The 21,521-nt window shown below is 51.4% G+C and carries 24 protein-coding genes; 14 read left to right on the top strand and 10 right to left on the bottom strand.

Annotation, left to right across the window (positions count from 1 at the left end):
• The first annotated feature begins 205 nt into the window (after positions 1–205).
• The gene (locus DEF47_RS18285) at positions 206–1,171 is read left to right on the top strand and encodes a metallophosphoesterase (RefSeq protein WP_012191119.1); all 966 of its coding nucleotides are present in this window, start codon (positions 206–208) and stop codon (positions 1,169–1,171) included.
• On the opposite strand, the gene DEF47_RS18280 is transcribed toward DEF47_RS18285, so the two are convergent.
• The 5 genes from DEF47_RS18280 to DEF47_RS18260 all read right to left on the bottom strand — a co-directional run bounded on the left by DEF47_RS18280 (position 1,168) and on the right by DEF47_RS18260 (position 6,664).
• On the bottom strand, positions 1,168–2,109 hold the full coding sequence (locus DEF47_RS18280; RefSeq protein WP_012191120.1) for a PrsW family intramembrane metalloprotease: 942 nt from the start codon (positions 2,107–2,109) through the stop codon (positions 1,168–1,170). The two genes, DEF47_RS18285 and DEF47_RS18280, sit on opposite strands and share 4 nt — an antisense overlap.
• A gap of 55 nt (positions 2,110–2,164) precedes the next feature.
• Complete coding sequence (locus DEF47_RS18275; RefSeq protein ID WP_012191121.1) at positions 2,165–3,970, bottom strand: aldehyde ferredoxin oxidoreductase family protein; 1,806 nt, start codon at positions 3,968–3,970, stop codon at positions 2,165–2,167.
• A gap of 138 nt (positions 3,971–4,108) precedes the next feature.
• The gene (locus tag DEF47_RS18270) at positions 4,109–5,146 is read right to left on the bottom strand and encodes a dipeptide epimerase (RefSeq protein ID WP_012191122.1); all 1,038 of its coding nucleotides are present in this window, start codon (positions 5,144–5,146) and stop codon (positions 4,109–4,111) included.
• Between the two features lie 2 nt (positions 5,147–5,148).
• Positions 5,149–6,186 (bottom strand): C40 family peptidase, encoded by a 1,038-nt coding sequence (locus tag DEF47_RS18265; RefSeq protein WP_012191123.1) that lies wholly within the window; start codon positions 6,184–6,186, stop codon positions 5,149–5,151.
• Positions 6,161–6,664, bottom strand: coding sequence for a hypothetical protein (locus DEF47_RS18260; protein ID WP_012191124.1), 504 nt, complete (start codon positions 6,662–6,664; stop codon positions 6,161–6,163). Before DEF47_RS18260 ends, DEF47_RS18265 begins: the two co-directional genes overlap by 26 nt.
• A gap of 444 nt (positions 6,665–7,108) precedes the next feature.
• Between DEF47_RS18260 and DEF47_RS18255 the strand changes: the two genes are divergently transcribed.
• The 3 genes from DEF47_RS18255 to rsgA all read left to right on the top strand — a co-directional run bounded on the left by DEF47_RS18255 (position 7,109) and on the right by rsgA (position 9,251).
• Positions 7,109–7,324, top strand: coding sequence for a hypothetical protein (locus DEF47_RS18255; RefSeq protein WP_041304678.1), 216 nt, complete (start codon positions 7,109–7,111; stop codon positions 7,322–7,324).
• A 106-nt stretch (positions 7,325–7,430) separates the two neighbouring features.
• Complete coding sequence (locus tag DEF47_RS18250; RefSeq protein ID WP_012191125.1) at positions 7,431–8,330, top strand: ABC transporter ATP-binding protein; 900 nt, start codon at positions 7,431–7,433, stop codon at positions 8,328–8,330.
• The gene (gene rsgA, locus DEF47_RS18245) at positions 8,331–9,251 is read left to right on the top strand and encodes a ribosome small subunit-dependent GTPase A (RefSeq protein ID WP_012191126.1); all 921 of its coding nucleotides are present in this window, start codon (positions 8,331–8,333) and stop codon (positions 9,249–9,251) included.
• Between the two features lie 86 nt (positions 9,252–9,337).
• Here the strand turns inward: rsgA and DEF47_RS18240 are convergent, their stop codons facing one another.
• Entirely contained in the window at positions 9,338–10,519 is a 1,182-nt protein-coding gene (locus tag DEF47_RS18240) for an AAA family ATPase (RefSeq protein WP_012191127.1), read from the bottom strand.
• Between the two features lie 98 nt (positions 10,520–10,617).
• Positions 10,618–11,838 carry an SH3 domain-containing protein gene (locus tag DEF47_RS18235; protein ID WP_012191128.1) on the bottom strand — a complete coding sequence of 407 codons (1,221 nt, stop codon included), beginning with the start codon at positions 11,836–11,838 and terminating at the stop codon, positions 10,618–10,620.
• 152 nt (positions 11,839–11,990) lie between these two features.
• Between DEF47_RS18235 and DEF47_RS18230 the strand changes: the two genes are divergently transcribed.
• Both DEF47_RS18230 and DEF47_RS18225 read left to right on the top strand, forming a co-directional pair.
• On the top strand, positions 11,991–12,614 hold the full coding sequence (locus tag DEF47_RS18230) for a histidine phosphatase family protein (protein WP_012191129.1): 624 nt from the start codon (positions 11,991–11,993) through the stop codon (positions 12,612–12,614).
• Positions 12,615–13,014: 400 nt separating this feature from the next.
• Entirely contained in the window at positions 13,015–13,728 is a 714-nt protein-coding gene (locus DEF47_RS18225) for a peptidylprolyl isomerase (RefSeq protein WP_012191130.1), read from the top strand.
• Positions 13,729–13,731: 3 nt separating this feature from the next.
• On the opposite strand, the gene DEF47_RS18220 is transcribed toward DEF47_RS18225, so the two are convergent.
• The 3 genes from DEF47_RS18220 to DEF47_RS18210 all read right to left on the bottom strand — a co-directional run bounded on the left by DEF47_RS18220 (position 13,732) and on the right by DEF47_RS18210 (position 16,054).
• The gene (locus tag DEF47_RS18220) at positions 13,732–14,370 is read right to left on the bottom strand and encodes a carbonic anhydrase (RefSeq protein ID WP_012191131.1); all 639 of its coding nucleotides are present in this window, start codon (positions 14,368–14,370) and stop codon (positions 13,732–13,734) included.
• Between the two features lie 109 nt (positions 14,371–14,479).
• On the bottom strand, positions 14,480–15,196 hold the full coding sequence (locus tag DEF47_RS18215; RefSeq protein WP_012191132.1) for a carbonic anhydrase: 717 nt from the start codon (positions 15,194–15,196) through the stop codon (positions 14,480–14,482).
• Positions 15,197–15,259: 63 nt separating this feature from the next.
• Positions 15,260–16,054, bottom strand: a complete 795-nt coding sequence (locus tag DEF47_RS18210) for an alpha/beta fold hydrolase (protein ID WP_012191133.1) — start codon at positions 16,052–16,054, stop codon at positions 15,260–15,262.
• Between the two features lie 71 nt (positions 16,055–16,125).
• Between DEF47_RS18210 and DEF47_RS18205 the strand changes: the two genes are divergently transcribed.
• From DEF47_RS18205 to DEF47_RS18170, 8 genes are all read left to right on the top strand, one after another.
• A complete protein-coding gene (locus tag DEF47_RS18205; protein ID WP_041304680.1) occupies positions 16,126–16,380 on the top strand; it encodes a glutaredoxin family protein in 255 nt (84 codons plus the stop codon).
• Between the two features lie 2 nt (positions 16,381–16,382).
• Entirely contained in the window at positions 16,383–16,934 is a 552-nt protein-coding gene (locus DEF47_RS18200) for a TlpA family protein disulfide reductase (protein WP_012191134.1), read from the top strand.
• A gap of 38 nt (positions 16,935–16,972) precedes the next feature.
• On the top strand, positions 16,973–17,866 hold the full coding sequence (locus DEF47_RS18195; protein ID WP_012191135.1) for a DUF2085 domain-containing protein: 894 nt from the start codon (positions 16,973–16,975) through the stop codon (positions 17,864–17,866).
• Positions 17,867–17,890: 24 nt separating this feature from the next.
• Entirely contained in the window at positions 17,891–18,745 is an 855-nt protein-coding gene (locus DEF47_RS18190; RefSeq protein WP_012191136.1) for an alpha/beta fold hydrolase, read from the top strand.
• 63 nt (positions 18,746–18,808) lie between these two features.
• Positions 18,809–19,495, top strand: a complete 687-nt coding sequence (locus DEF47_RS18185; protein WP_012191137.1) for an AzlC family ABC transporter permease — start codon at positions 18,809–18,811, stop codon at positions 19,493–19,495.
• The gene (locus DEF47_RS18180; RefSeq protein ID WP_012191138.1) at positions 19,492–19,791 is read left to right on the top strand and encodes an AzlD domain-containing protein; all 300 of its coding nucleotides are present in this window, start codon (positions 19,492–19,494) and stop codon (positions 19,789–19,791) included. Before DEF47_RS18185 ends, DEF47_RS18180 begins: the two co-directional genes overlap by 4 nt.
• A gap of 66 nt (positions 19,792–19,857) precedes the next feature.
• Positions 19,858–20,097, top strand: a complete 240-nt coding sequence (locus DEF47_RS18175) for a hypothetical protein (RefSeq protein WP_012191139.1) — start codon at positions 19,858–19,860, stop codon at positions 20,095–20,097.
• Positions 20,098–20,178: 81 nt separating this feature from the next.
• Positions 20,179–21,414, top strand: a complete 1,236-nt coding sequence (locus tag DEF47_RS18170; RefSeq protein WP_012191140.1) for a HAMP domain-containing protein — start codon at positions 20,179–20,181, stop codon at positions 21,412–21,414.
• Positions 21,415–21,521 lie beyond the last annotated feature (107 nt).

Raw genomic sequence — 21,521 nt, 5'->3', positions numbered from 1 at the left:
GCTTCGTACCAATGATTCTATGGTTCATCATTGGATGGGTGACTACCCCAGATTGCCCTTGAGGGGGTGCTGGGGGATTAAAGCCCCCGGCGTTTCCCGCCTTGAGGCGGGACGGAAGGGTGGTGAATCCCAATGATTGGTTAAAAACCGATCCTTGAAGGGTGATCTATGCACATTACAACAACCCGCCTATAAGGAATTTTTGATGATTGACGATCCTTTTGCCGATTTAGTGGCTGTGCCACGCGGCAGCAAAGATATTCCAAATGTCTCGCATTTAGTCTATTCGCGGCGCTGGCAATACCTTGGTGGAGTATTGGGAATGCTTGGGTTGGGCAGCCTTACTGCCTTATTTGCTAGCCAACCACCACGTTGGGCCAAGCCAATACTCGGCTCGTTGCTAGCAGCGGGGCTGACTGCGGGTGGGCTTGGGGTTGGTAACATTTGGCGCTTAGCAGTTGAACGGCATACATTGCGCTTACCCCGCTGGCCAAGTGCCCTCAATGGCTTCAAAATTGCCCATCTCAGCGATTTGCATCTTGGGCCAAACTATAGCCAGCGTGTGCTGCGTCAAGCACTCAACGCGATCAACGCTTGGCAACCTGAAATTATTTTATTAACTGGCGATTTTGTTAATCGTCCAAGCGATGTTGATACATTAGAACAGATGCTGACGGGAATTTCAGCGCCCTTGGGCGTGTATGCCTGCCTTGGCAACCACGACTACTGGGACGATCCGCAACTGATTGCCCGCACGCTCAAAAAAGTTGGCGTAGAGGTATTGATCAATCAACATCGGCTGGTGCAATGGCGGGATCAATCAATTGTCATCGCTGGAGTAGCCGATCCATGGCAGGCCGATGCTGATTTGGCACAGGCGTTGCACAACGCTCCAGCAGTACCAGTGGTATTGCTAGCCCATGGCCCCGATTTTGCCGACATCGCGGCTGAGCAGCCAGTAGCCTTACAACTTTCGGGACACGCCCATGCTGGCCATATCAATGCACCGTGGTTGGGGCCGTTGGTTGTGCCACGTTGGGGCGAAAAATACCCACACGGCCAATTTCGCATCGGCCAATGTGGGTTGTATGTGAGTCGGGGTTTGGCAGGTCTGCCAATTCGCTTTGGGGCAACGCCCGAGGTTGGCTTATTGACCTTAATGGCAACCTAGAAATCTTCGTGAACTTCGAGAATTCGGCGGCGCAGCGGGTATAAATCGGCGGGACGACAATGCACATCGCCGATCCGCAGCTGATATTTCAAGAATGCCAACTCAGTGAGTAAATGATGGCGAGTACGCACCGTTTGCACTGCTCGCCAGCCGCCGCGAAAGAGCGCTTCCCATTGGCTTTGCACCCGACGGCGGGTTGACCGCACGGTTTGGTAGGTCGCTTGGTCGATAAATCCACAGCGAATTTCCTCAACCAATTCTAGATCGATCCAATAGCGCTCTTTACGCCAGGCGATGATTGCCACCAACACCACAATTAACACGCCGCCGCTGCTGATCAACCATGCGATCAATACACCAGGAAAGCGATAGCTAATCGTCATATTGTGCAGTGCGTGGAACACGACAGCCAAAATCAGGCTCAATGGCTGCATCACAACCACCACCCAACGGCGGCGCTCGTAGCGAATCATGCCCAACGCCACCCCAATGATGCTGGTGTAGAAGGCATGATTAAAGCCAAATAGCACCACACGCAGCCACAGTAATGAAGTAATCGAGCCGCCACGACTAGCAAAATAAATCGCATTTTCGGTCATAGCAAAGCCAAAACCAATCAGTGCGCCATAAATAATGCCATCGAGCACGCCATCGAACTCATAGCGAAAGAACATATAAATGCCAAACAATGCCAAGGCTTTGAGTGGTTCTTCGACCAACGGAGCATACCAAACTGGTTGGCTGCCACGGTCAAAACCTAAAGTTGAAGCAGTATTGGGCAATTCAGCCAACAACGCGAGGGCCACGGCAGGCACCGCACCCCATACAAACACTGCTAACAGCAGCGGCCATGGTTCTTTTTCATAGCGATCAAGCCACCACAAAAAGGTCACGTACAGCAGCGTTGGCAATACCGTCAAAACAATTGCAAGCCACATTGATTTTCTCGTTGATTGATTGCGGCGCTCAGCCTGGCCATCAATACGGTATGACCTACTCCGTCACCCATGGTCGGGAATCGGGTTCGGGAATACTTAGCTCAGCGAGACGGGCATTTGTGGGAATCCCATCACTGTCCCATCCATGCAGAGCATAATATTTCGTTAGCAGTGTGTCAAGGGTGGGAATTTGATTGGCGGCAATACCGCTGGTCAATGGTTGTTGTTGCCAGCGGGTGCTGAGGTCGTCGCTATGGCCCCATTGCAAGGCCAGCAGCCGCTCGACCGTAATAATTCGCTCGCCAACTTTGGCTAAATCGGTCGGCGAAACGCTCTTGCCAATATCGGCACTTAGAATTGTCGCCAGTTCTTTGGGGGTAATTTGGTAGGCCAAGGCCGCCAAGCGCCGACAAATTCCAGCGCTATCGAGGCCAGCGACAAAGCGTTCATGCCAAATCAGGCGTTCAGGCTTGCCATTGACCACGTTTGGTTGATGGTCGTCGTTGCCTTTGAGCCATTGGGGAATGGTATCAAGCCACTCATACCAAGGCATAGCTCCTCGTGCATCGCCACCAATTGAACTGGTCGCCAAGTGCAAGGCCCAACCTTGGGCAGCGCGTGGGTCAAGTGGGCTGATCGTCAAATTATTGGCCAGCGGGGCAAATTGCTCGCTGCCGTAAAAGACTTGGCTCATCTCGTATACACCCAACGAGAGCAAGCCTCCAATGCCTTGTTTGGTGGCAATCGCATCGATCGCCGCCAAAATCGCCGCTTCATCGCCCCATTGCAAATCGTATTGGCGGGTCAATTCACGCTGGCGACATTCCATCAAAAAGGCAATTGCATTGGCAGTTGCATTGGGATCAAGCCCATAGCGCAGGCAGCGTTGGTTGGCTTCGATAATTGCTGCTGGTGATTGTAAACCGCAGCGTGCCCCAAAACCCACAATCGCCTCAATTTCGGGGCGAGGTTGGTTGGTGGTAGCAAAATCATGGTAGCAGGGCAGTGGGCAGCGTGGGCAACCACGATCATAAATCTCGCCAGCATAATCGCCAGTGGTTGGCATCACGCTTGGCTCAGGATCTTGGCCATTGCGTCCGGTGATGGCCCCATGGTTAGCGGCTAAATCAACATAGTAGCTTGAACCATAATCGCGAATCGCGGTTGCCAATGGGTCGCGGTCGATGCGCTCGGTAATTGGCTTAAACGATGAGAGAAAGTTGGCGGTATCGGCAGGCTTGACCATACGTGTGCCGCGCACCACAATTGCCTTGAGCCGTTTCAAGGCCATCACCATGCCCGTGCCAGCCGGCTCGGCCAAGTAGCGGCCTTCGGCCACCAAAGCCGCATAGGGCAACATCTTTTCGCCAGCCTGACCAAGCGTCAAAACTCGTGCATCAGCGCCGTGCTCGGCCATCAGGGCATCGTTAATTTGCTGGGTATCAAGGCCATTGAGATGATTCGCGGGGTAGAGTTCAGCTTGGCCATTATCGATCACGGCGTAGAGCCAAGCAGTTGCCTGACCAACCACCCAAACCGCATCAAAACCAGCGCGTTTGAGCGCCGCGCCCCAATCGCCGACCGCCCAACTATGAATCAAATTGCCAGTCAAGGGCGAACGAGTGGTAGCCACAAAGCCGCCAGTAGCATAGGCCGGAGTGCCAGCCAACACCCCAGGAGCCAACAGCAACGGATTATCGGGAGAGCGAACTGCTGTATCGGGGGGAACAAAATGATACATCAAGCCCGCTGTCAGCCCACGTCCACCCAAATATAGCTCGCGAATTGGCGATGGGATGTCAAACGTGGAAGTACTGGCTGTGTCGAGGTTAATGCGTAACGCACGCCCGATAAACGCCATGCGTGGTCTCCTTCCGAAGCTACTACGATGGGTATTGTACAGTAGGTACACAAGTCTAGCAACGCATACCCTGTACGCTTGTCAGCCCGACCGCAGGACTGGCCTAAAACCGCTTCTCTAGTCGTTGTAGGCTGCATGCTAGCGTGTTTCAAGTCGGGCGCTGTTTAGTGCTGTCCAGTCAATTTGCACGCCTAAACCTGGCGTTGCTGCTGGCTGAATCGTAGCGGTTGCAAAGTTCAATCCAGTTGCCAGATCGTTGGCGATCAATAATGGCCCATCAAGGTCAACGAAATCGGCCAAGCCAGCCAAAGCACAGGCCGCTGAAACCCCGATGCTACTTTCAATCATACACCCAAGCATCACTTGTAAATCATGGGCTCTGGCGGTGGCAATCGCTGCGCACGCCCCGACAATTCCGCCAGTTTTCATCAACTTGAGGTTTACGCCATCAACCACCTTGGCCCAACGCGCCACATCAGCCGCAGTTTTAATCGGCTCGTCGGCAAAAATTGGCACGCCATAGTTGGCAGCTTTAAGTTGAGCATAGCCCGCTAAATCATCAACTGCCAACGGTTGCTCAATCAACTCCACGCCCAATTCAGCCAGCGCCGGAATCAATTGGGCGGCGGTTTCACGGCTCCAACCAGCATTGGCATCAACCCGCAGGCGGCTGTTGGGTGCGGCTTCGCGAATCAAAACCACGCTGGCTAAATCGGCAGGGCCGCCCAACTTCACCTTGAGAATTGGATAATGCGCTACGGCCAAAGCTTGTTGGCGCAAAGCTTCAGGCTCTTCAATTGGCAAGGTAACTGAGGTTTGTGGGAGTTCTAAGCCGTTCAAGCCCAAAAGATGACGCAATGACACACCAAGTTGTTGGCCTAAGCGATCATGCAAGGCTAAATCGACAGCAGCGCGGGCGGCGCGGCTCTCAAAATCGAGCTTGGCCAAGAGCCAATGAATTGCCGCTGGATCATAGCTGCTGGTAATTGTTTCGCGATAGCGTTCCAGCCAAGCCTGAATTTTAGCAGCAGTTTCGCCGTGGTAGGCTACAGCAGCGGCCTCGCCCCAGCCATCATCTAAATTCAACAACACATTATGGCGGGTATTGCTAGCTCCGTGGGCAATCCGAAACGTGTTGCGCAAGCGTAGTTCAACCGGATAAATCGCCCATTCCATGGCTACTGCTCCTCGCGAATCCGCCGAATTACCACCAACCCTGGGTTCCCTTGTGCTTGATAGACCTGCGCATTCACTTCATCAATGCGATCAAGCGAGATGCTCCAATTGCGTTGATTTGCATGAATCATCCACTCGTTGTCAAGGGCAATCGACACATGGTTAATCCGTTCGTGGCGATAATCTTCGATGTTGCGTAGCACGCCCCAAAACAGTAAATCGCCAGCTGCAACCTGCTCACGGCTAATTAAACGACCAATTTGCGATTGTTGATCAGCGTCGCGTGGCAATTGCACACCCAGCCAACGATAGGCAGCCTGAGCCAAACCTGAGCAATCGAAACCAAAACTAGTTGTGCCACCCCACAAATAGGGCACACCAATCAATTGGCGAATTGCTTGCAACATATCCTCGATACCAGCGCTATCAACCGAACACAAATCTTCAACGGGCGTTAATGAATCGGCTTCGAGCCAACCTGGCAGGCCTGCAGGTGAGCGCATAAAGGCTTTGCCATCACGAAATTCGTCAATTTCAAGCCGAATGCCCCATGGCAACAAGCCAATTTGGTCGCCCTCTAAACCCCACAATGGCAACCAACGGCTGGTCACAACGTGGGTTGCAGCACTTCGATAGGTGCTTGGCTGCTCGTGCAGCACAACACCATTGCGCCGTACCCAACCCAAATAACCATCGCTGGTAATTACTTGCAACCATTCATGCTCGTGGGCCAGTACCTCTAAGCCTTCGCCAAAACTGGCCTCAGTCACCAATTCCGAATCGCGAGTAGCCTGCCAGCGCACATCTAATACCCCAAAAGTAACGGTTGCAAAGCCATGCTCCGGCTGTTCGCGCAGCACAATCAATTCATCGCGCACATTTGGCAATAAAGCCAACAACGCCGCATGCTGGCTGCGATCCAACACCCGACCACGGAGCACCGTTCCATTGTCTTCTTCGACGTGGGCAGCTAAAATCGTCATGCGCCGACGATCAAATTGGGCTGCATACTGATCAATCGTGGTTTGAAGTGGATGCATCGTTCACGTCCTCTGCTAGCATGAAACCTTGAGCGGTGAAAAAGTGGGCTTGTGAACTATTGGCTAAAACGGCTACCTGAACTTGTGGATAACGCGCTTGGGCTAGGGCATTTAGCGCCGCACTCAGCAGCACTGGTTCAAATTGTTGGTTTTGAAACGCTTGCGCTACCGCCAATTGCAAAATCTTAACCGTGCTGGCCTGTTTGACCACCACAATTGCGCCGAGCAAACCGCTACGCGTTTCGATCGCAAATGAGCAAGCATCTAATAAACGACCGTAATCGCCTTGCAAGGCAGCAAAGGCCCAATCGATTGTGGCCGAAAGCGTGGGCGTTGGCTCATTTGGCAATGGCGCGGCGGCAGCATGCAACAAGCGACCCAAATCAACTCCATCGTCGATACTCAGGTAGCGCAGTGGGTAGGGGGCATCAAGCACCCCTAGGCGAGTTGCCATGTGTAAGGTTTGCCAATGATCCATGGGGTATCCTTTGAGATCGTGATTAATGGGTATGCTACCATATTTTTGGGCAATCCGAACGATCCCCAACTCCACCAAGAGTCCTAGTTCGATAATCCGACTAAAGACTGAGTGATCGCTACTTGACGGCCTGCAAGCGGCTATGCTATTCTAGGCCTGTTCGAAATCAATTCTGCTATTTTCTTAGATGGAGGCTGCATGATGATCAACTTGATCAACAATCCAGTGCGCACTGCAAGTGATGCAGGCACCCATGCGCCCATCTACCTCGTGCTTCTCTCCTAAAGCGATTCGCTAATAAGCACCGAGGGCCGTGGGCGTGATTCTAACAACGCTCACGGCTCTTGTTTTCTACGGCTGTGGACCTGCCTTTCTATGATGGGCCGTGAGCATTCTTTCAAGCAAGATACTCATGGTCTATTACGTTTGTTTAGGAGGCTCCTAGTGTTAATGCTCGACCGCGATGGAACCGTCCTGTGTGTAGAAAAGCCCAAGCCCAAGCCCAACTCGATGAAACGGGCTTATGCCGAGTTGCCCCACGAACCAGATCAAGATCAAACCAGCCGCATTGGCCGCTTGGTGGATCTGGCCTTCGATCAACTAGGTTTTCGGCGCTTGGAATTACACGTTAGCGACGACCACGCCAGCAAACGTCGATAAATCCTCCTCAATGAAGAGAGAGAGTTGATCGATCCCATCTATCGCATATCATGGAATTGCTCATAGCAATTGACCAGTTCGTGCAACCCTTGGATGGAGTATCCCAATGCAGCAAGCACCTGCTTTAGTGGTAGCAAATATTTATAAACAATTTGGCACGAGTGAAGTCAAACATTGGCTCACTCGTCGCCCTCGTCCTAACCCCAAGCCACCAGTCGTCGCGGTTGATCACGTCAGCCTCGATGTGGCCGAGGGCGAGATTTTTGGCTTATTGGGAGCCAACGGCTCAGGCAAATCAACCTTGATTCGCTTGATCTCAACCTTACTTATTCCCGATTCGGGCAAGATTCAGGTTTTTGGCCTCGATGTCCGCAACGATGAGAAAGCCGTCAAACGCTTAATCAATCGGGTTAGCGTTGAGGCTTCGTTTTTTAAGAAATTGAGCGCCTTAGAAAACTTAATGTACGCCGCCCGTTTGTATGATCTCAAGCCAGCCTATGCTCGCGCCGAATGTGTGCGCATTTTGGCGGCGCTGGGCTTGAAGGAAAAACGCTTGTACGAGCCGCTGGAAAATATGTCACGCGGCATGCAGCAAAAAGTTGCAATCGCCCGTGGCCTGTTGACCAAACCACGGTTATTGCTGCTTGATGAGCCAACGACCGGGCTTGACCCACGTTCGCGCTCGGATGTGCAACGCTTTGTGCGGCGTTTGCGCGATGAATCGGGCACAACCGTCTTTTTGACCACCCACGATATGGACGAAGCCGACCGGCTTTGCGACCGCATCGCGATTATCGATGCTGGCAAAATTGTAGCTTTGGATACCCCGCAAGGTCTCAAAGATCGCATTGGTCAGCAAATTGGCAAGTCCAATGCCACTATGGAAGACGTTTTTATGACCCTCACAGGCCGATCATTGGCCGATGAAGATTTTATGGACGAAGACACCGACTATATGGAGCATCATCATGAAGACAACGCTGAACACAGCATCGAAGGAGCGTGAATGAACGGAACGATCATGCGTGCCCAAAGTGGCTTTTTCTGGGTAAAACTCGATGAAACAGGCGAAACGCTGCGCTGCACCCTGCGCGGGCGGCTCAAAAAAACCAAACAGTATAGCGATCTTGCCACGCTTGGCGATTTCGTGCGGATCACGCCAACCATTCCCAACGAAGGTGTGGTTGAAGAGATTTACCCACGGCGCAGCAAGCTTGCCCGTACCGCCATCAAGGGCGCACATTTTGAACAAGTAATTGTTGCTAATTTAGATATTGTGCTAATTACCTTTGCCGTAGCTCACCCTGAGCCACATGTGCGCATGATCGATCGCTTTTTGGTGATTGCTGAGGCCAATAATCTTGATGTAGCAATTATTGCCAATAAATGCGATTTAGTCAGCGATAGCCATCAAAAGGTCTTTGGCATCTACGAGCAAATTGGCTATCCGGTGTTTTACACCAGCGTGAGCACTGGCCAAGGCATCGAGCAAGTTCAAGAGATAATTCATAATAAAATTTCGGCCTTTACTGGCCCTTCGGGGGTTGGCAAATCGAGTTTGCTCAATGCGATTCAGCCAGGCCTGAATTTGCGCACTGGCGATGTCAGCGATGCAGTCAATAAAGGCCAGCATACCACGGTGGCAGGCGAATTGGTGCCATTGCATGCTGGTGGTTTTGTGGCCGATACTCCAGGCATTCGCGAGCTGGGCCTCTATCAAATGGAGCCAGATGAACTTGAATGGTGCTTCCGCGAATTCCGGCCATTTATCGATGAATGTGGCTTTAGCGATTGCACCCATACTCACGAGCCAGAATGCGCAGTCTTGGCCGCAGTTGAGGCTGGTCAAATCAGCAGCGCCCGCCATCAAAGCTACCAAAAACTACGCGACCACACCGCTGAACAAAGCGCTAGTCAACGCTTTTAAGTTCCCTCAGCCCTGCTTTCGCCCAACGAGACGTAAAAAAAGCCCCTCTCCCGCGTTCAGTGGGAGAGGGGTTGGGGTGAGGGAACTTAGCGTCGATTATTGTTTTCGGTTGAGCGAGCAATCGATGGGCCAGGGGTATGTGACGGTGGCCCAGCAACTTCACGGGCTGATGGCGGAGCTTGCTCTTGCTTAGCCGCATAATCTGCGGCAAAGGCCGCCAAGGTTGCATCAGGCTCGTAGAAGAAATCGAGATTATTGCCATCCTTGGCTTCTTCTTCCGAGACCACAATTTGCACTTTTGCCCCGCTGGGAATCCCGCCCGAAGCGAGCAAATCGGCCAATGGAGCATCGATATCCTTCATCAAACGGGAGCGCAACGGGCGAGCGCCAAAACGTGGGTCGAAACCACGGCGCAAAATATAATCGCGGGCTTCCTCGTTTAAGCTAATTTCCACTCCATGGCGACGATATTGCTCATTCGATTCAGCGACCATGCGATCAAGGACTTGGCGCAATGTGTCGCTGCTTAATGGCCGGAAAGCGATAATTTCATCGATCCGGTTGATCCATTCAGGACTAAAGACCTTTTGCAGCGATTCAAAGCCGATTTGATAAATTTGTTGGCCAGTCGATTCGACGACGCGATTGGGTGTGCGGAAACCGATGGTGCGTTGCGAGACATAATTTGCCATTTCCTGAGCGCCAACATTCGTGGTCATGATAACAATAGCGCGATGGAATGAAACTTTGCGCCCACCGTTGAGCAAGGTAATCTCGCCATCTTCCATGATTTGCAGCAACAAATTCCAAAGCTCGGATGTGGCTTTTTCAATTTCGTCAAACAAGATCACCGCATTTTCTTGCTCGATCAACTCAGGGTCGAGCAAGGGCTTTTGATCGCGTCCGACGTAGGAGGGAGGAGCGCCAAGCAACGCCGAAACTTCGTGGCCTTGGCTAAACAGCGAACAATCGAGCTTGAGAAACCCACCGCCTTGCGGATGTAAAAATGCAGCTAAGCGCTTAGCACATTCACTTTTACCAACGCCAGTTGGCCCAAGAAACAGCAACGTTGCGCGTGGACGCTGCTGACTACCAGCACTAAAGCCAAAGCGAGCACGATTCAGGGCACGAATTAAGCTTTCGATCGCGCGATTTTGGCCAAAGACGCTGGTGCGTAATTCTTGTTCAACGGCATCGAGTGGGTTTTTATCACCGCGCACCGCTCGTTGCATGGAACCGCTGATCGGTGTTTTTTGCTGTTCATCCATACTTTACCTCCAAGACAGATACGGCAACCATGGCAAAACCCGTGAGACTATTGTATCCCACGGGTTTTTGCTGAGTCAAGGATGCTTAGTACTGTTTTTTAGGGTGCTACAGGGATGGTATTTAATACCGCAGGGTTGATAGTCAAGATCTGACCAACGACCCATCCTTCACTACCATTTGGTAACTTGATTTTGAACCAAGCGCTATCGCTGCTGCGGTTGATCAGCGAGACATTGACCCCAGCATCAACTTGGGTCAAAACATCGCCCCCAGGTGCTGAGCGCACATTACCGCCATTGAAGGCTACGGCAAATGGTGCATCGCCGCTAACAGGGGTAATTTTGTTGACTTCAGTTGCAGGTAAGTCAATCGTGCTGCTATTGAGCCAGCCTGATTGACCGCTTTGGCTGATCGCGACCAAATACCAAACTTCACCATTCACTGGCATCTTGACGACAATTCGCGCAATTTCGCCAGCAGTTACGTTGCCACGTTGGTTGGCTGGGCCAAACGGCGTGGTATAGACAATGCCTGGGCGGCTGATCACCACATTATCCAACGGCACGGGCAGGCCACCAGGTGCGGCAGTTGGCTGAACTGGCGTAACTTGGGTTACTGGAGTCGAGCCATCAGCAGGCGTTGGTACCATCGTGCCTGAAATTGGATCAGTGATGGTTGGGGTTACATCGATTGGAGTTACTGCGGTATCGCCCAAGAAACGATCAAGCGCATCGCCCTTGATTTCAATCGCTTCGTCGGCTTTGGCTAGAACATCGCCATCAGCGCTCGCAACGGTTACTTGGACAGTATATTCCGACGATTTGCGGCCATCTTCGTGACCTTCCATTTCAGGAATAATCAAGCGAGCCTTGCCGCCGCTGACAGTGGTGGTCATGGCATCGGTATCAAAAAATTCAAATGGGCGGCCATCTTCCAATAAGATCGCTCCCACTTGACTCTCATCAGGTGCATCTGTGGTAATGGAGATTTGAGCCGTCAATTTGCCATCGCTCACGATCATACTAGCCCGATCAATCGTTAGCGCGGTGGTTGGCACTTTGGTTGGAACAACATCTTCCTCGCCGCTACCCTGCCCCCAAACAGCATAGGCAATTGCCCCCAACGCCAAGAACAAGACCACCACAACCAAAATCATCCCTAGACCGCCACCTTTTTTTGGCTCTTCGGGAGTTGGCAACGACGTATAGTCAGTTGGAACATAATCAGCAGGCAACGAAAGTTGATCGGGGACTTTTTTGCGCCGTAACTGCCAAACAGTCGTTGGCTGAGAACGTGGTGTTAAGGCAACTTGAGACATTCGGCTCGCCTCCCCCACGAAGTGTGGGTTACTAAAAAATGCAAAGTTATCGCTTTAGGGCGTATTATAGCGAGGAGAGATTGATTTGACAACGAAGCCAAGTGTTGGCTCTGATACAATAGCCTAGCATTAGTGTCAAGCGAGGTCGTCTTATGCGGTTGATCGTGGTTCGTCATGGCGAAACAGCCTGGAATGCTGAACGCCGTTATCAAGGTCATTTGCCAATTCCGTTGAATCAGCGCGGGCGCGAACAAGCCTTATGCGCTGGTCAACGCCTAGCAAACCTAGCAATCGATCATCTTTATGCCAGCGATATTGCCCGGGCGTGGGAGACCGCCACCATCATTGGCGAGCAAATTGGCCTTACGCCTGAGCCATTAATTGATCTGCGTGAGATCAACGATGGCGATTGGGCCGGCCATACTCCTGAAGAATTGCACGATCTGTTTCCCGACCATATGCAATTGATCAAACTCAACCCCGACAGTACTCAACGCCTGAATGGCGAATCGTATGCTGAGTTGCAACAGCGCATGGCCAAGGCCTTCGAGCATTTTGCCGCCAATCACCGTGGTCAAACCGTGGTAGCGGTTTCACATGGCGGCGCAATTCGCGCTTTGGTCTGCCACTTGCTGGCAGCACCGCTACGTCACTTTGGCCGTTTATGGCTCGATAATGGCGCGTTCGTCGAGATTGTAGCTCACGGCGATGAATGGCGGGTCTTGCGCGTCAACGATGCCGCTCATCTTGATGGAGTGTTTGCCAAAGGCGAGTGAGTACAAAGCAAAAGGCAAAAAGCAAAAGGCAAAAGCGAAGAAAGAACATAGAGCATAGAACATAAGGAAAGGATTAGGGTCAGAGATCGGGCGTTTAACGCAGAGGCGCAGAGGATGTGAGGCTATGGGCTGAAGGCTATCGGATATCGGAACATATTGGTGGTATCGCAAGTATTTCGCTAGCCAAAAGCCCTTAGCCTATAGCCCTATTTCGTGCCCTTCGTGCCCTTCGTGGATCAAAAACAAACTTTGTGTAACTTCGTGCCCTTCGTGGATCAAACATAAACTTCACGCTCTGCGTGCTCTTCGTGGTTTCGCCCCTATGCTCTATGTTCTATGTTCTCACTCCCGTGCTATAATCCCACGGTGATTTTTTATGTCCTGTGAGGAGCCTTAACCGATGCGACGAACAACCACGATTGCGCTGTTGGCGCTCGTATTAACCGCTTGTGGTTCAGCTGAATCAACCGCAATTCCAACGATCGAAACGCGCCCAACCACCGCCCCAACTGCTGAAGTAGCCCCAACCGAGGCAAGCACTGGCCGACCAACCACTGCTCCTAGCGATGGTGGCAACACCAGCAGCCCTGGCATGCCGAAGCAATATGCCAGCGAGCCAGCCATGACGATTGACGTTAACAAGCAATATATCGCGACCCTCAAAACCCAAAAAGGCGATATTGTGATTGAACTCAACGCCAAAAATGCTCCCCGCACGGTCAATAACTTTGTGTTTTTGGCTCGTGAAGGTTTCTACGATAACGTGACTTTCCATCGCGTGATTCCAGGCTTTATGGCTCAAGGTGGCGATCCAACTGGCACTGGGATGGGTGGCCCAGGCTATGAGTTTGTCAACGAATATGAAGATACCACCAGCAATTTGCTCTTCGATAAAGCTGGGGTTTTGGCCATGGCCAACGCTGGCCCTAATACCAATGGTTCACAATTCTTCATTACCTTGGCTCCAGCCTTGCACTTGACCCCCGATGCCTATACAATCTTCGGCCAAGTAACTGCTGGTCAAGATGTCGTTGATCAGATCACGCCTCGCGATCCAAACATGGGTGGCGCACCTGGCGATGCGATCTTGACGGTTACGATCGAAGAAAAATAGTGCTTAATCAAGTGGCGTAGTCAATAACTCGACTGCGCCACTGACTAAACTATAATACGCCCCTACAATCCTCAACAGGCCCGCTTGCTCACGCTGAGCCAACAATGGTATTCGCTGCAACTCAGCCACGGTATGCACCACATTCGCCCGAACTGCCGCATCTAAGCGGTCGGGAGCATGAATATCAATTTCAGCAACCGCTGGGCGCAGATGATCAACTAAAACAGCAATGCGATCGGGCGCGGTTTGATGCTGATCAAGCATGTTAATTGTCGCTTTGACAGCGCCGCAATGCTCATGACCAAGCACCACCAACAACGGAATTTCTAGCACATCAGCGCCAAACTCAATGCTGCCAACAGTTACTTCATCGATTGCATGGCCTGCCGTGCGAATCACTAACAAATCGCCAAAGCCACAATCAAACAATAATTCGGGAATCACCCGTGAATCGACGCAGCCGAGGATCATGGCAAATGGGTGTTGGCCTTGCGTTAGTTGTTGGCGGTATAAACTATCGTGGTGAGGTTCGAGTGGGAGGTTGGCGACGAAACGGGCATTCCCAGCCAGCAAATAGGCTAGTGCCGCCGCCGCATCAACGGTCAATGTTTGCAGATCTGGCAAAACAACAGGTGGAGCCATCGGAAAACCTTTCCTTGTATGCAAAGCATCATTGCTACCAGCATACCAAGCCTTGGCTCCAACACTGTTATGGTTCCGCTACCCAAGATACGTATCTAATGACCCAAGCCTAGAAAAATTCGACAGTGCCACTATCTAAATGGTAGTAGCCGCCGATAATTCGGACTTTACCTTCAGACTCAAGTTGAGCCAACAATGGCGCTGCTTTCAAGGCAGCCACGGTTAATTTGGTATTTTCGCGCACCACTGCGTCAACCAAATCGCTTGGTTCTTGGCCTGAAGCCTTGACGGCCTCAACCGCAGGCCGAATGTGCTCAACGATTGCGGCAATTTGGTCGGGCGCAGGCGTGTTTTTTTCAACCGATTCGATCGTAGCGGTTACGGCACCACATTTTTGATGGCCCAAAACCATCACCAAAGGAATACCCAACTCAGCAGTTCCAAATTCGATGCTGCCAATCGCCACGTCATCAATCACTTGGCCTGCCGTGCGCACCACAAACAAATCGCCAATCCCGCGATCAAATACCACTTCTGGCCCAACCCGCGAATCGACACAGCCAACAATTGTGGCAAAGGGGTTTTGGCCTTTGGCCGTGGTTGTGCGGCGATTGGGATCTTGGTTGGGGTCAACCGTAAGATTGGCCACAAAACGGGCATTGCCATCTTTGAGCAGTTGTAACGCACTATCGGCGTTAAATTCAGTTGGCTCAGCGGTTGCCGCAGGCTTGATGGTTTCTTCAGCTCCGCAACCAGCCAATAAACCTAACGTCGCAACTCCCGACACACCTAAAAATTGTCGTCGCGATAGTTTGCGCACATCCATGAGGGCTACTCCTTAGATAGCTAGAATCAAACTTGCCCATTATAGCCCTAACGTTTGCGCCAATCAACCCTGTTGAGCCTGCTCCAAAAAGACCCGAATTGCGCCATAGGCAATTTCTGGTTGCTCCAAAACACTCATATGCCCAGCATCGGGAATCGTCACTAAACTGGCGTGTGGCAGGGCAGCAACCATGGCATGGGCATCATTGGGCGTGGTAATTTGGTCGTCGTTGCCAACAATCACCATGCTTGGCAGCGCCATGGTCGAAAGATAGGGCGTTGAATCAGGGCGACTGGCCATGGCATGGGCTGCGCTGGCAATCGTTTTGGGATTGGTCGTGAGCATCATACTATTGAGCCGCTCAATTAAACGCTGATCATCAGCATTGGCGGGGCTGAGCAATTTAGGCAACATTTGGGCGGCAATCGGGGCTGCACCTTCGCGGAGAGCGGTCTCAGCGGTTTTCAAGCGATTTTGCTTAGCATCGTAATTATCAGATGTAGCTTTGGTATCAATTAACACCATTGCCCACAAACGCTCAGGGTAGCGTCGCGCCAAATTCAGTGCAATATAACCACCCATCGATAAACCAAGCACGGCCACCCGATCAATTCCCAACTGATCCAATAATTCAATTAAATCATTGGCCTGATCGTCGAGCGTCCAACTCTCGCTGCCACTTGATTCGCCAAAACCACGTAAATCGGGGCTAAGCACCCGATAACGACTAGCTAAGGCCAATCGCGCTTCATCCCACATCGAACGATTGAAGGGAAACCCATGGATACACAACACCACCTCGCCATCACCACCATCATCGTACATCAAACTATGACCACGAACGTCAATCGGCGGCATGAGCTAGCTCCTTCCAAAAAATACACTCGTTGATCGTGGACGCGGTACAATAGCATGCTAGGAGGGTCATAATGAACTGGCAGCTTTATATGCGTCCCGGGTGTCACTTATGCGACGAAGCCGAGCATTGGCTTGAAGCGCTAGCGCAGGAGTTTCAAGCTCAGCTTGTGTGTATCAATATTCTTGATGATATAGCAGTGTATGAGCGTTATAAGTATAAGATACCTGTGCTGCAAATTGCAGCCCAATCTTGGTACTATCCGTTCAATGAGACTACCATCCGCAATGCACTCAACTCTATACCGAATCCAGATCAAGGAGTTTAATAATGATAGGCCGTTTAGCCTCGTTTGGATGTATATTTTTGTTACTGGCTGCATGTGCCAGTCAAGCTAGTCCCACAGCACAAAGCCTGCCAGCCGCCAATGTCAGCTTGGCCCAAAACTTGAGTTTGGCTGAAGGTACAGTGCAAATTGGCGAGCAAATTCCTGAGCTAAGCTATGAGCAAGCAGGTAAAAAGGTCGCGCTGAGCGATTTTCGTGGCAAAGTTGTGGTGCTCAATTTTTGGCAAACCACCTGTGTGCCCTGCCGCACCGAAATGCCCGATTTCGAGGCGATCGCCCGCGAACGCCAAGATGTGGTCTTTATTGGTGTGAACAAAGATGAAAATGCTGAAGTTGTGCAGCGTTTTGCCAGCGAAATTGGGGTAAGCTATGTATTGCCACTGGATCGCGATGGCAGTATTAGCCAAGCTTTTAATGTTAACTATTTGCCCACAACCTACTTTATTGATCCCAATGGGTTAGTCCAAAAAATCCATGTTGGCGCAATCAGCCGTTCGCAAACGCTTAAGCTGATCAGCGATTTTGGGCAACCCTAAGCTATAAAACAACCCTAAGTAGTAGGAGTAGCCCGATCATGAATGAACGCGATCTCAATCGTTTAGTGCTTGAAAAGGCCAAGCAACAAGTTGAAGCTCGTAAAGCTGAGCGTGAAGTTATTGTTCAAGAGGCTCGCAAACCCCAGCCCTTACCCGAACGCGATGAACGCCCAGCCTTATGGGGCTTGATCGGGGTGTTACTCACCTTAACAATTGCTGGGCTGTTTTTAATTCCTGGCAATTTCACCGAGAAACTTAGTTGGGTGGTGCATGGAGTTTGCTCGAAGGAACATACCCTGAGCCTTGGCGGCACGATGATGCCACTCTGTCAGCGCAATACAGGCTTGTATAGCGGTTTCTTGGCCACAATCATCACGCTCAGCTTATTGGGCCGTGGCCGTGCCGCCAAACTACCACCCTTGGCAATTGGGATTGTGCTGGTGCTGAGTGTGGCTTGGATGGGCAGCGATGGCTTTAATTCGTTGTTGCTCGATATTGGCAACTACAATCTCTACACGCCGCAGCCAATTTTGCGCATCCTCTCAGGCTTGGCGATGGGTATTAGCATGGGTTCGATGTTGCTGTTTGCCTTCAACATCAGTGTGCGAGCCAATGCTCGCCACGATCAACGAATTATTGGCAGTTGGCGCGATTATGCGATTTTAGTGGCGGTGGCAGTTTGTCTGTTTGTGCTGACCCAACTGGCCTCACCATTTATTGCCTATCCATTGGCAATTTTCAGCACGGTCGGCATTTTAAGTGTTATGTTTATCGTCAATATTATGATCATCGCCATGATCACCCGCAGCGAGAACACGGTTGTGCGTTTGAGCCAACTGGCGCGGCCAGCGATTTTTGCGAGCTTTATGACCGCCGCTGAGTTTGGCTTGTTGGCATGGCTGCGGATCATTATGGAACGTTCAGTCGCTTAGTAGATTTTTTGGAGGTACTTTGGCATGCCCCAGGCAGCAATCAATGGCATCACGCTTAATTATGAAGTCGCTGGGCAAGGCGCACCCTTGCTCTTGATTATGGGATTGGGCGGCACGACCGATGGCTGGCGCAAAGAATTGCCGTTTTTAACCAAACATTTTCAGGTGATCTATTACGATAATCGTGGGGTTGGTAAAACCACCGCTCCCACCGATTTCACCGCCTATAGCATGGAGCATTTTGCTGCCGATGCGATTGGCTTATTGGATCATCTGGGGATTGAGCGGGCGCACGTTTGGGGCGTTTCGATGGGTGGAATGATCGCCCAACATGTGGCCTTGAATTACCCTGAGCGGGTGCAAGGTTTGGTTTTGGGCTGTACGCTACCGCATTACGCCAACGATCCCGCCAATATTCCTGCCTTGCCCGATGAATTTCATGCTGAAGCTAGCAACCTTGCGCCCGAAGCCTGGGTTTTAGAGTTGATGCTGAGTGGCACGCAAAAAACTGCCCACGAAGTTATGCAAGATAGTGTACGCTTTAATTTTGCTCCAGCCTTTGTCGAAGCTCATCCCGAAGTGATCGAGGAATATATTGAGGTGGGCATGCAAAATCATGGGCCAGCTCATGGCTTTATGGGCCAATGGAGCGCAATTATGAACCACAGCACGATCGAGCGTCTGCCTAAACTCCAGCATCCTACGCTGGTGCAGCATGGCGATGCCGATGTTTTGGTGCCAATTGGCAACGGGCGGTTGCTGGCGCAGATCATTCCCAATGCTGAATTTCAATTAATTCCTGGCAGCGGCCATTGCTATTTTATCGAGCAGCCCGAGCTAGCCAGTCAAGGTGTGCAGGCCTTTCTGCAAAGCCTCTAAGTTGGGTCGATGTTTCAGCAGGCTGATTCAACAGCCTGCTGTTTTTTTAGCCAAGGAAGCTGCATGCATCCAAAATATCAAGCCTGGTTCGCCGGAATTAAAGCCGAAATCCCGATCGTTTTAGGGGTTGTGCCATTTGGGGTGATTTACGGCGTAACTGCATTAAAACTCGGCTTATCACCATGGCTCATCCAAGCCATGTCTACAATTATTTTTGCTGGCTCCTCGCAGATGATCGTGGCTCAATTGTTTGGCACAGGCGTGCCCAACTTGGCGATTATTCTGACCGCAGCGGTGGTAAATTTGCGCCACGCCTTGTATAGTGCCTCGGTTGCGCCCTACCTGCAACAACTTAAACGCACTTGGCGCATCCTTTTGGCCTATTTGCTGACCGACGAGGCCTATGCCGTGGCAATTACCGGCTATCAAGAACGCAATGACCCTGAGTATGGCCACTGGTACTTCTTCGGGGCAGGCTTCATGCTTTGGTTCTCGTGGCAGCTCAGCACGGCAATTGGCTTATTGGTTGGTAGCCAAATTGGTACAATGCCAGTCTTGGAAATCGCCTTAGCCCTGACCTTCATTGGTATTTTGGTCCCGACTTTACGCGATAGAGCGGTGATTGGCGCAGCGGTGACTGGGGCGAGTGTGGCAGTGCTAGCGGCAGGCTTGCCCTATAAATTGGGCTTGATTGTGGCGGCAATTGTGGGCATTGGGGTTGGTTTAGGGCTGGAAGGAAAACGGGCATGAGTCAGTGGCTCACAATTGTGATTATCGGTTTGCTCACATTCGGAATTCGCTACTCCTTCATTGCCTTGTTTGGCAACGCCAATGTACCTGAAATCATCAAGCGCGGCCTACGCTTTGTGCCAGCAGCGGTTTTGGCGGCGATTATTGCCAGTGATTTAGCGATTAGCAATCAGCAGATTGATCTGATTAATCCCAAAATGGCGGCTGGGGCAATCGCGATCATCGTGGCTTGGTATACGCGCCAAGTCATACCAACCCTCGTAGCTGGTTTTATCGTGTTTTTGTTACTAAATTAGTTGCAGGTCATGCGGTTCTCCCGTAGAATAGAAGAGCAGCATCCTTGATCGGCAAAGGAGACGACCATGCAGCTGATTGGCAGTATTGTCATTCTAGGGTTTGGCTTAGCGCATTTAGGGCTAGGAGCCATTTTGTTAGCCACTGGCTATCGCACCCTGACCAATGAAATTATCCCGCGTTTGGTAGAAGCTCGGCCTAGCGCTGGTGCTCGCGTCGGCGCAGTTTTGGGTGGAGTCGGTTGGACAGTCGCCGTTGCGCTGTTTTGCTTTTTGGTTGCGGGGCGAGCTGCCCAAATGGTCTTGTAAGCCATTCTTGCAACGCTCAACAACGAATCAACAACAGCATAATCGCATGGATCATATCAACACTATTTACACTGAGGCATTATGCGTTCATCGATTCGTCAACGTTTTGGCTTAGGCCTGATCATTCTGGTGATGGTGGTGGGCAGTGCCAATATCATTGCTCGCTGGTCACTAGGCAAGTATCGCACTGATGTCGAGGCGCTGATCGATCAAACGATTCCGCAACTCGATTCATTGTTGCGGCTGCAAACCAGTGCCCAAGGCATCACCCAAAATACTCTCGCATTTTTGCAAACCAAAGATGATCAATATCTGCTTTCGCGAACTGGTTGGGTGCGCGAAACTGAGCGTTTAATTGGAGTGATGGATGGCTTAACTGATGATACCAATCAGCCAGTTCAAGCAGCCTATGTTGCCTTACGCCGATCAGTTCAATCAATTATTGAAGATACCCAAACCTTTATTGATCGCTCTGCCACCGACGATCCTCGCGTGATCGAACGCCGCTTCGACCAAGTGCGCGATTTGAATTTATCGTTCGATACGCGCTTCAAAACCTACCGCGATTTAGTCACCGAAGAAGGCGTTCAGCGCCGCGCTAATATCTCCAATAATCCATTGCGTTATATGAATGTGCTGGGCGTGATTGGGGTGATTGCCCTGATTGGCATGACGATCTTATTTCATCATATGATCTTTAAGCCAATTCGCGCCTTACAAAAAACGGCCCAAACTGTGGCTGCTGGCGATTATGCGCAACGGGCCGAAGTTAAACGCCTCGATGAAATTGGCGATGTGTTTGTGGCCTTCAACCATCTACTCGATAGCATTAACAACGAGCAGCAAGCCTTACGCGATCAGGTTGAGCGGGTCGATCAAGCTCGTCATGAGGCCGAAATTGCCCGTAGCGATGCCGCCGCTCAACTTGACACCATCCAAAATCAACGGGCAATTATTCGCTCGATGAGTGTGCCGATTTTGCCTGTTGGCAAGCGCATGTTGGTTGTGCCATTAATCGGCGAACTTGGACCACAACGCCTCAAAACCCTGCAAACCAATGTGCTTGGTCGGATCTCGACTGACCGCCCACGCTGGATTATTATCGATGTGACGGGTGTGCCAGTAATCGACAATATGGTCAGCCAAGCCTTCTCAGAACTGATTGATAGTGTGCGACTCTTGGGCAGCGAACCAATGCTGGTTGGCATTCGGCCCGAAGTTGCTCAAGCGCTAGTTACCACTGGCATGAATTTCAATAGTTTAGTGGTTGAGGCGACCTTGCAAGCAGGCATCGCCTACGCCGAACGCCATAGCTAAGTGATGCCCTCACACCCTTTGCCGCCCACTAGGCGAGGGGAACTACCACATCATGAAACTTGGAACTCCCCTCTCCCGCCGCACTTTAAGGGCGGACAGGGACGCAC

The organism is Herpetosiphon sp. (assembly GCF_003512625.1).
GTDB lineage: Bacteria > Chloroflexota > Chloroflexia > Chloroflexales > Herpetosiphonaceae > Herpetosiphon > Herpetosiphon aurantiacus.
The sequence above is the reverse complement of the archived record's forward strand: the minus strand, read 5'-3'. Positions and strand labels throughout refer to the sequence as shown.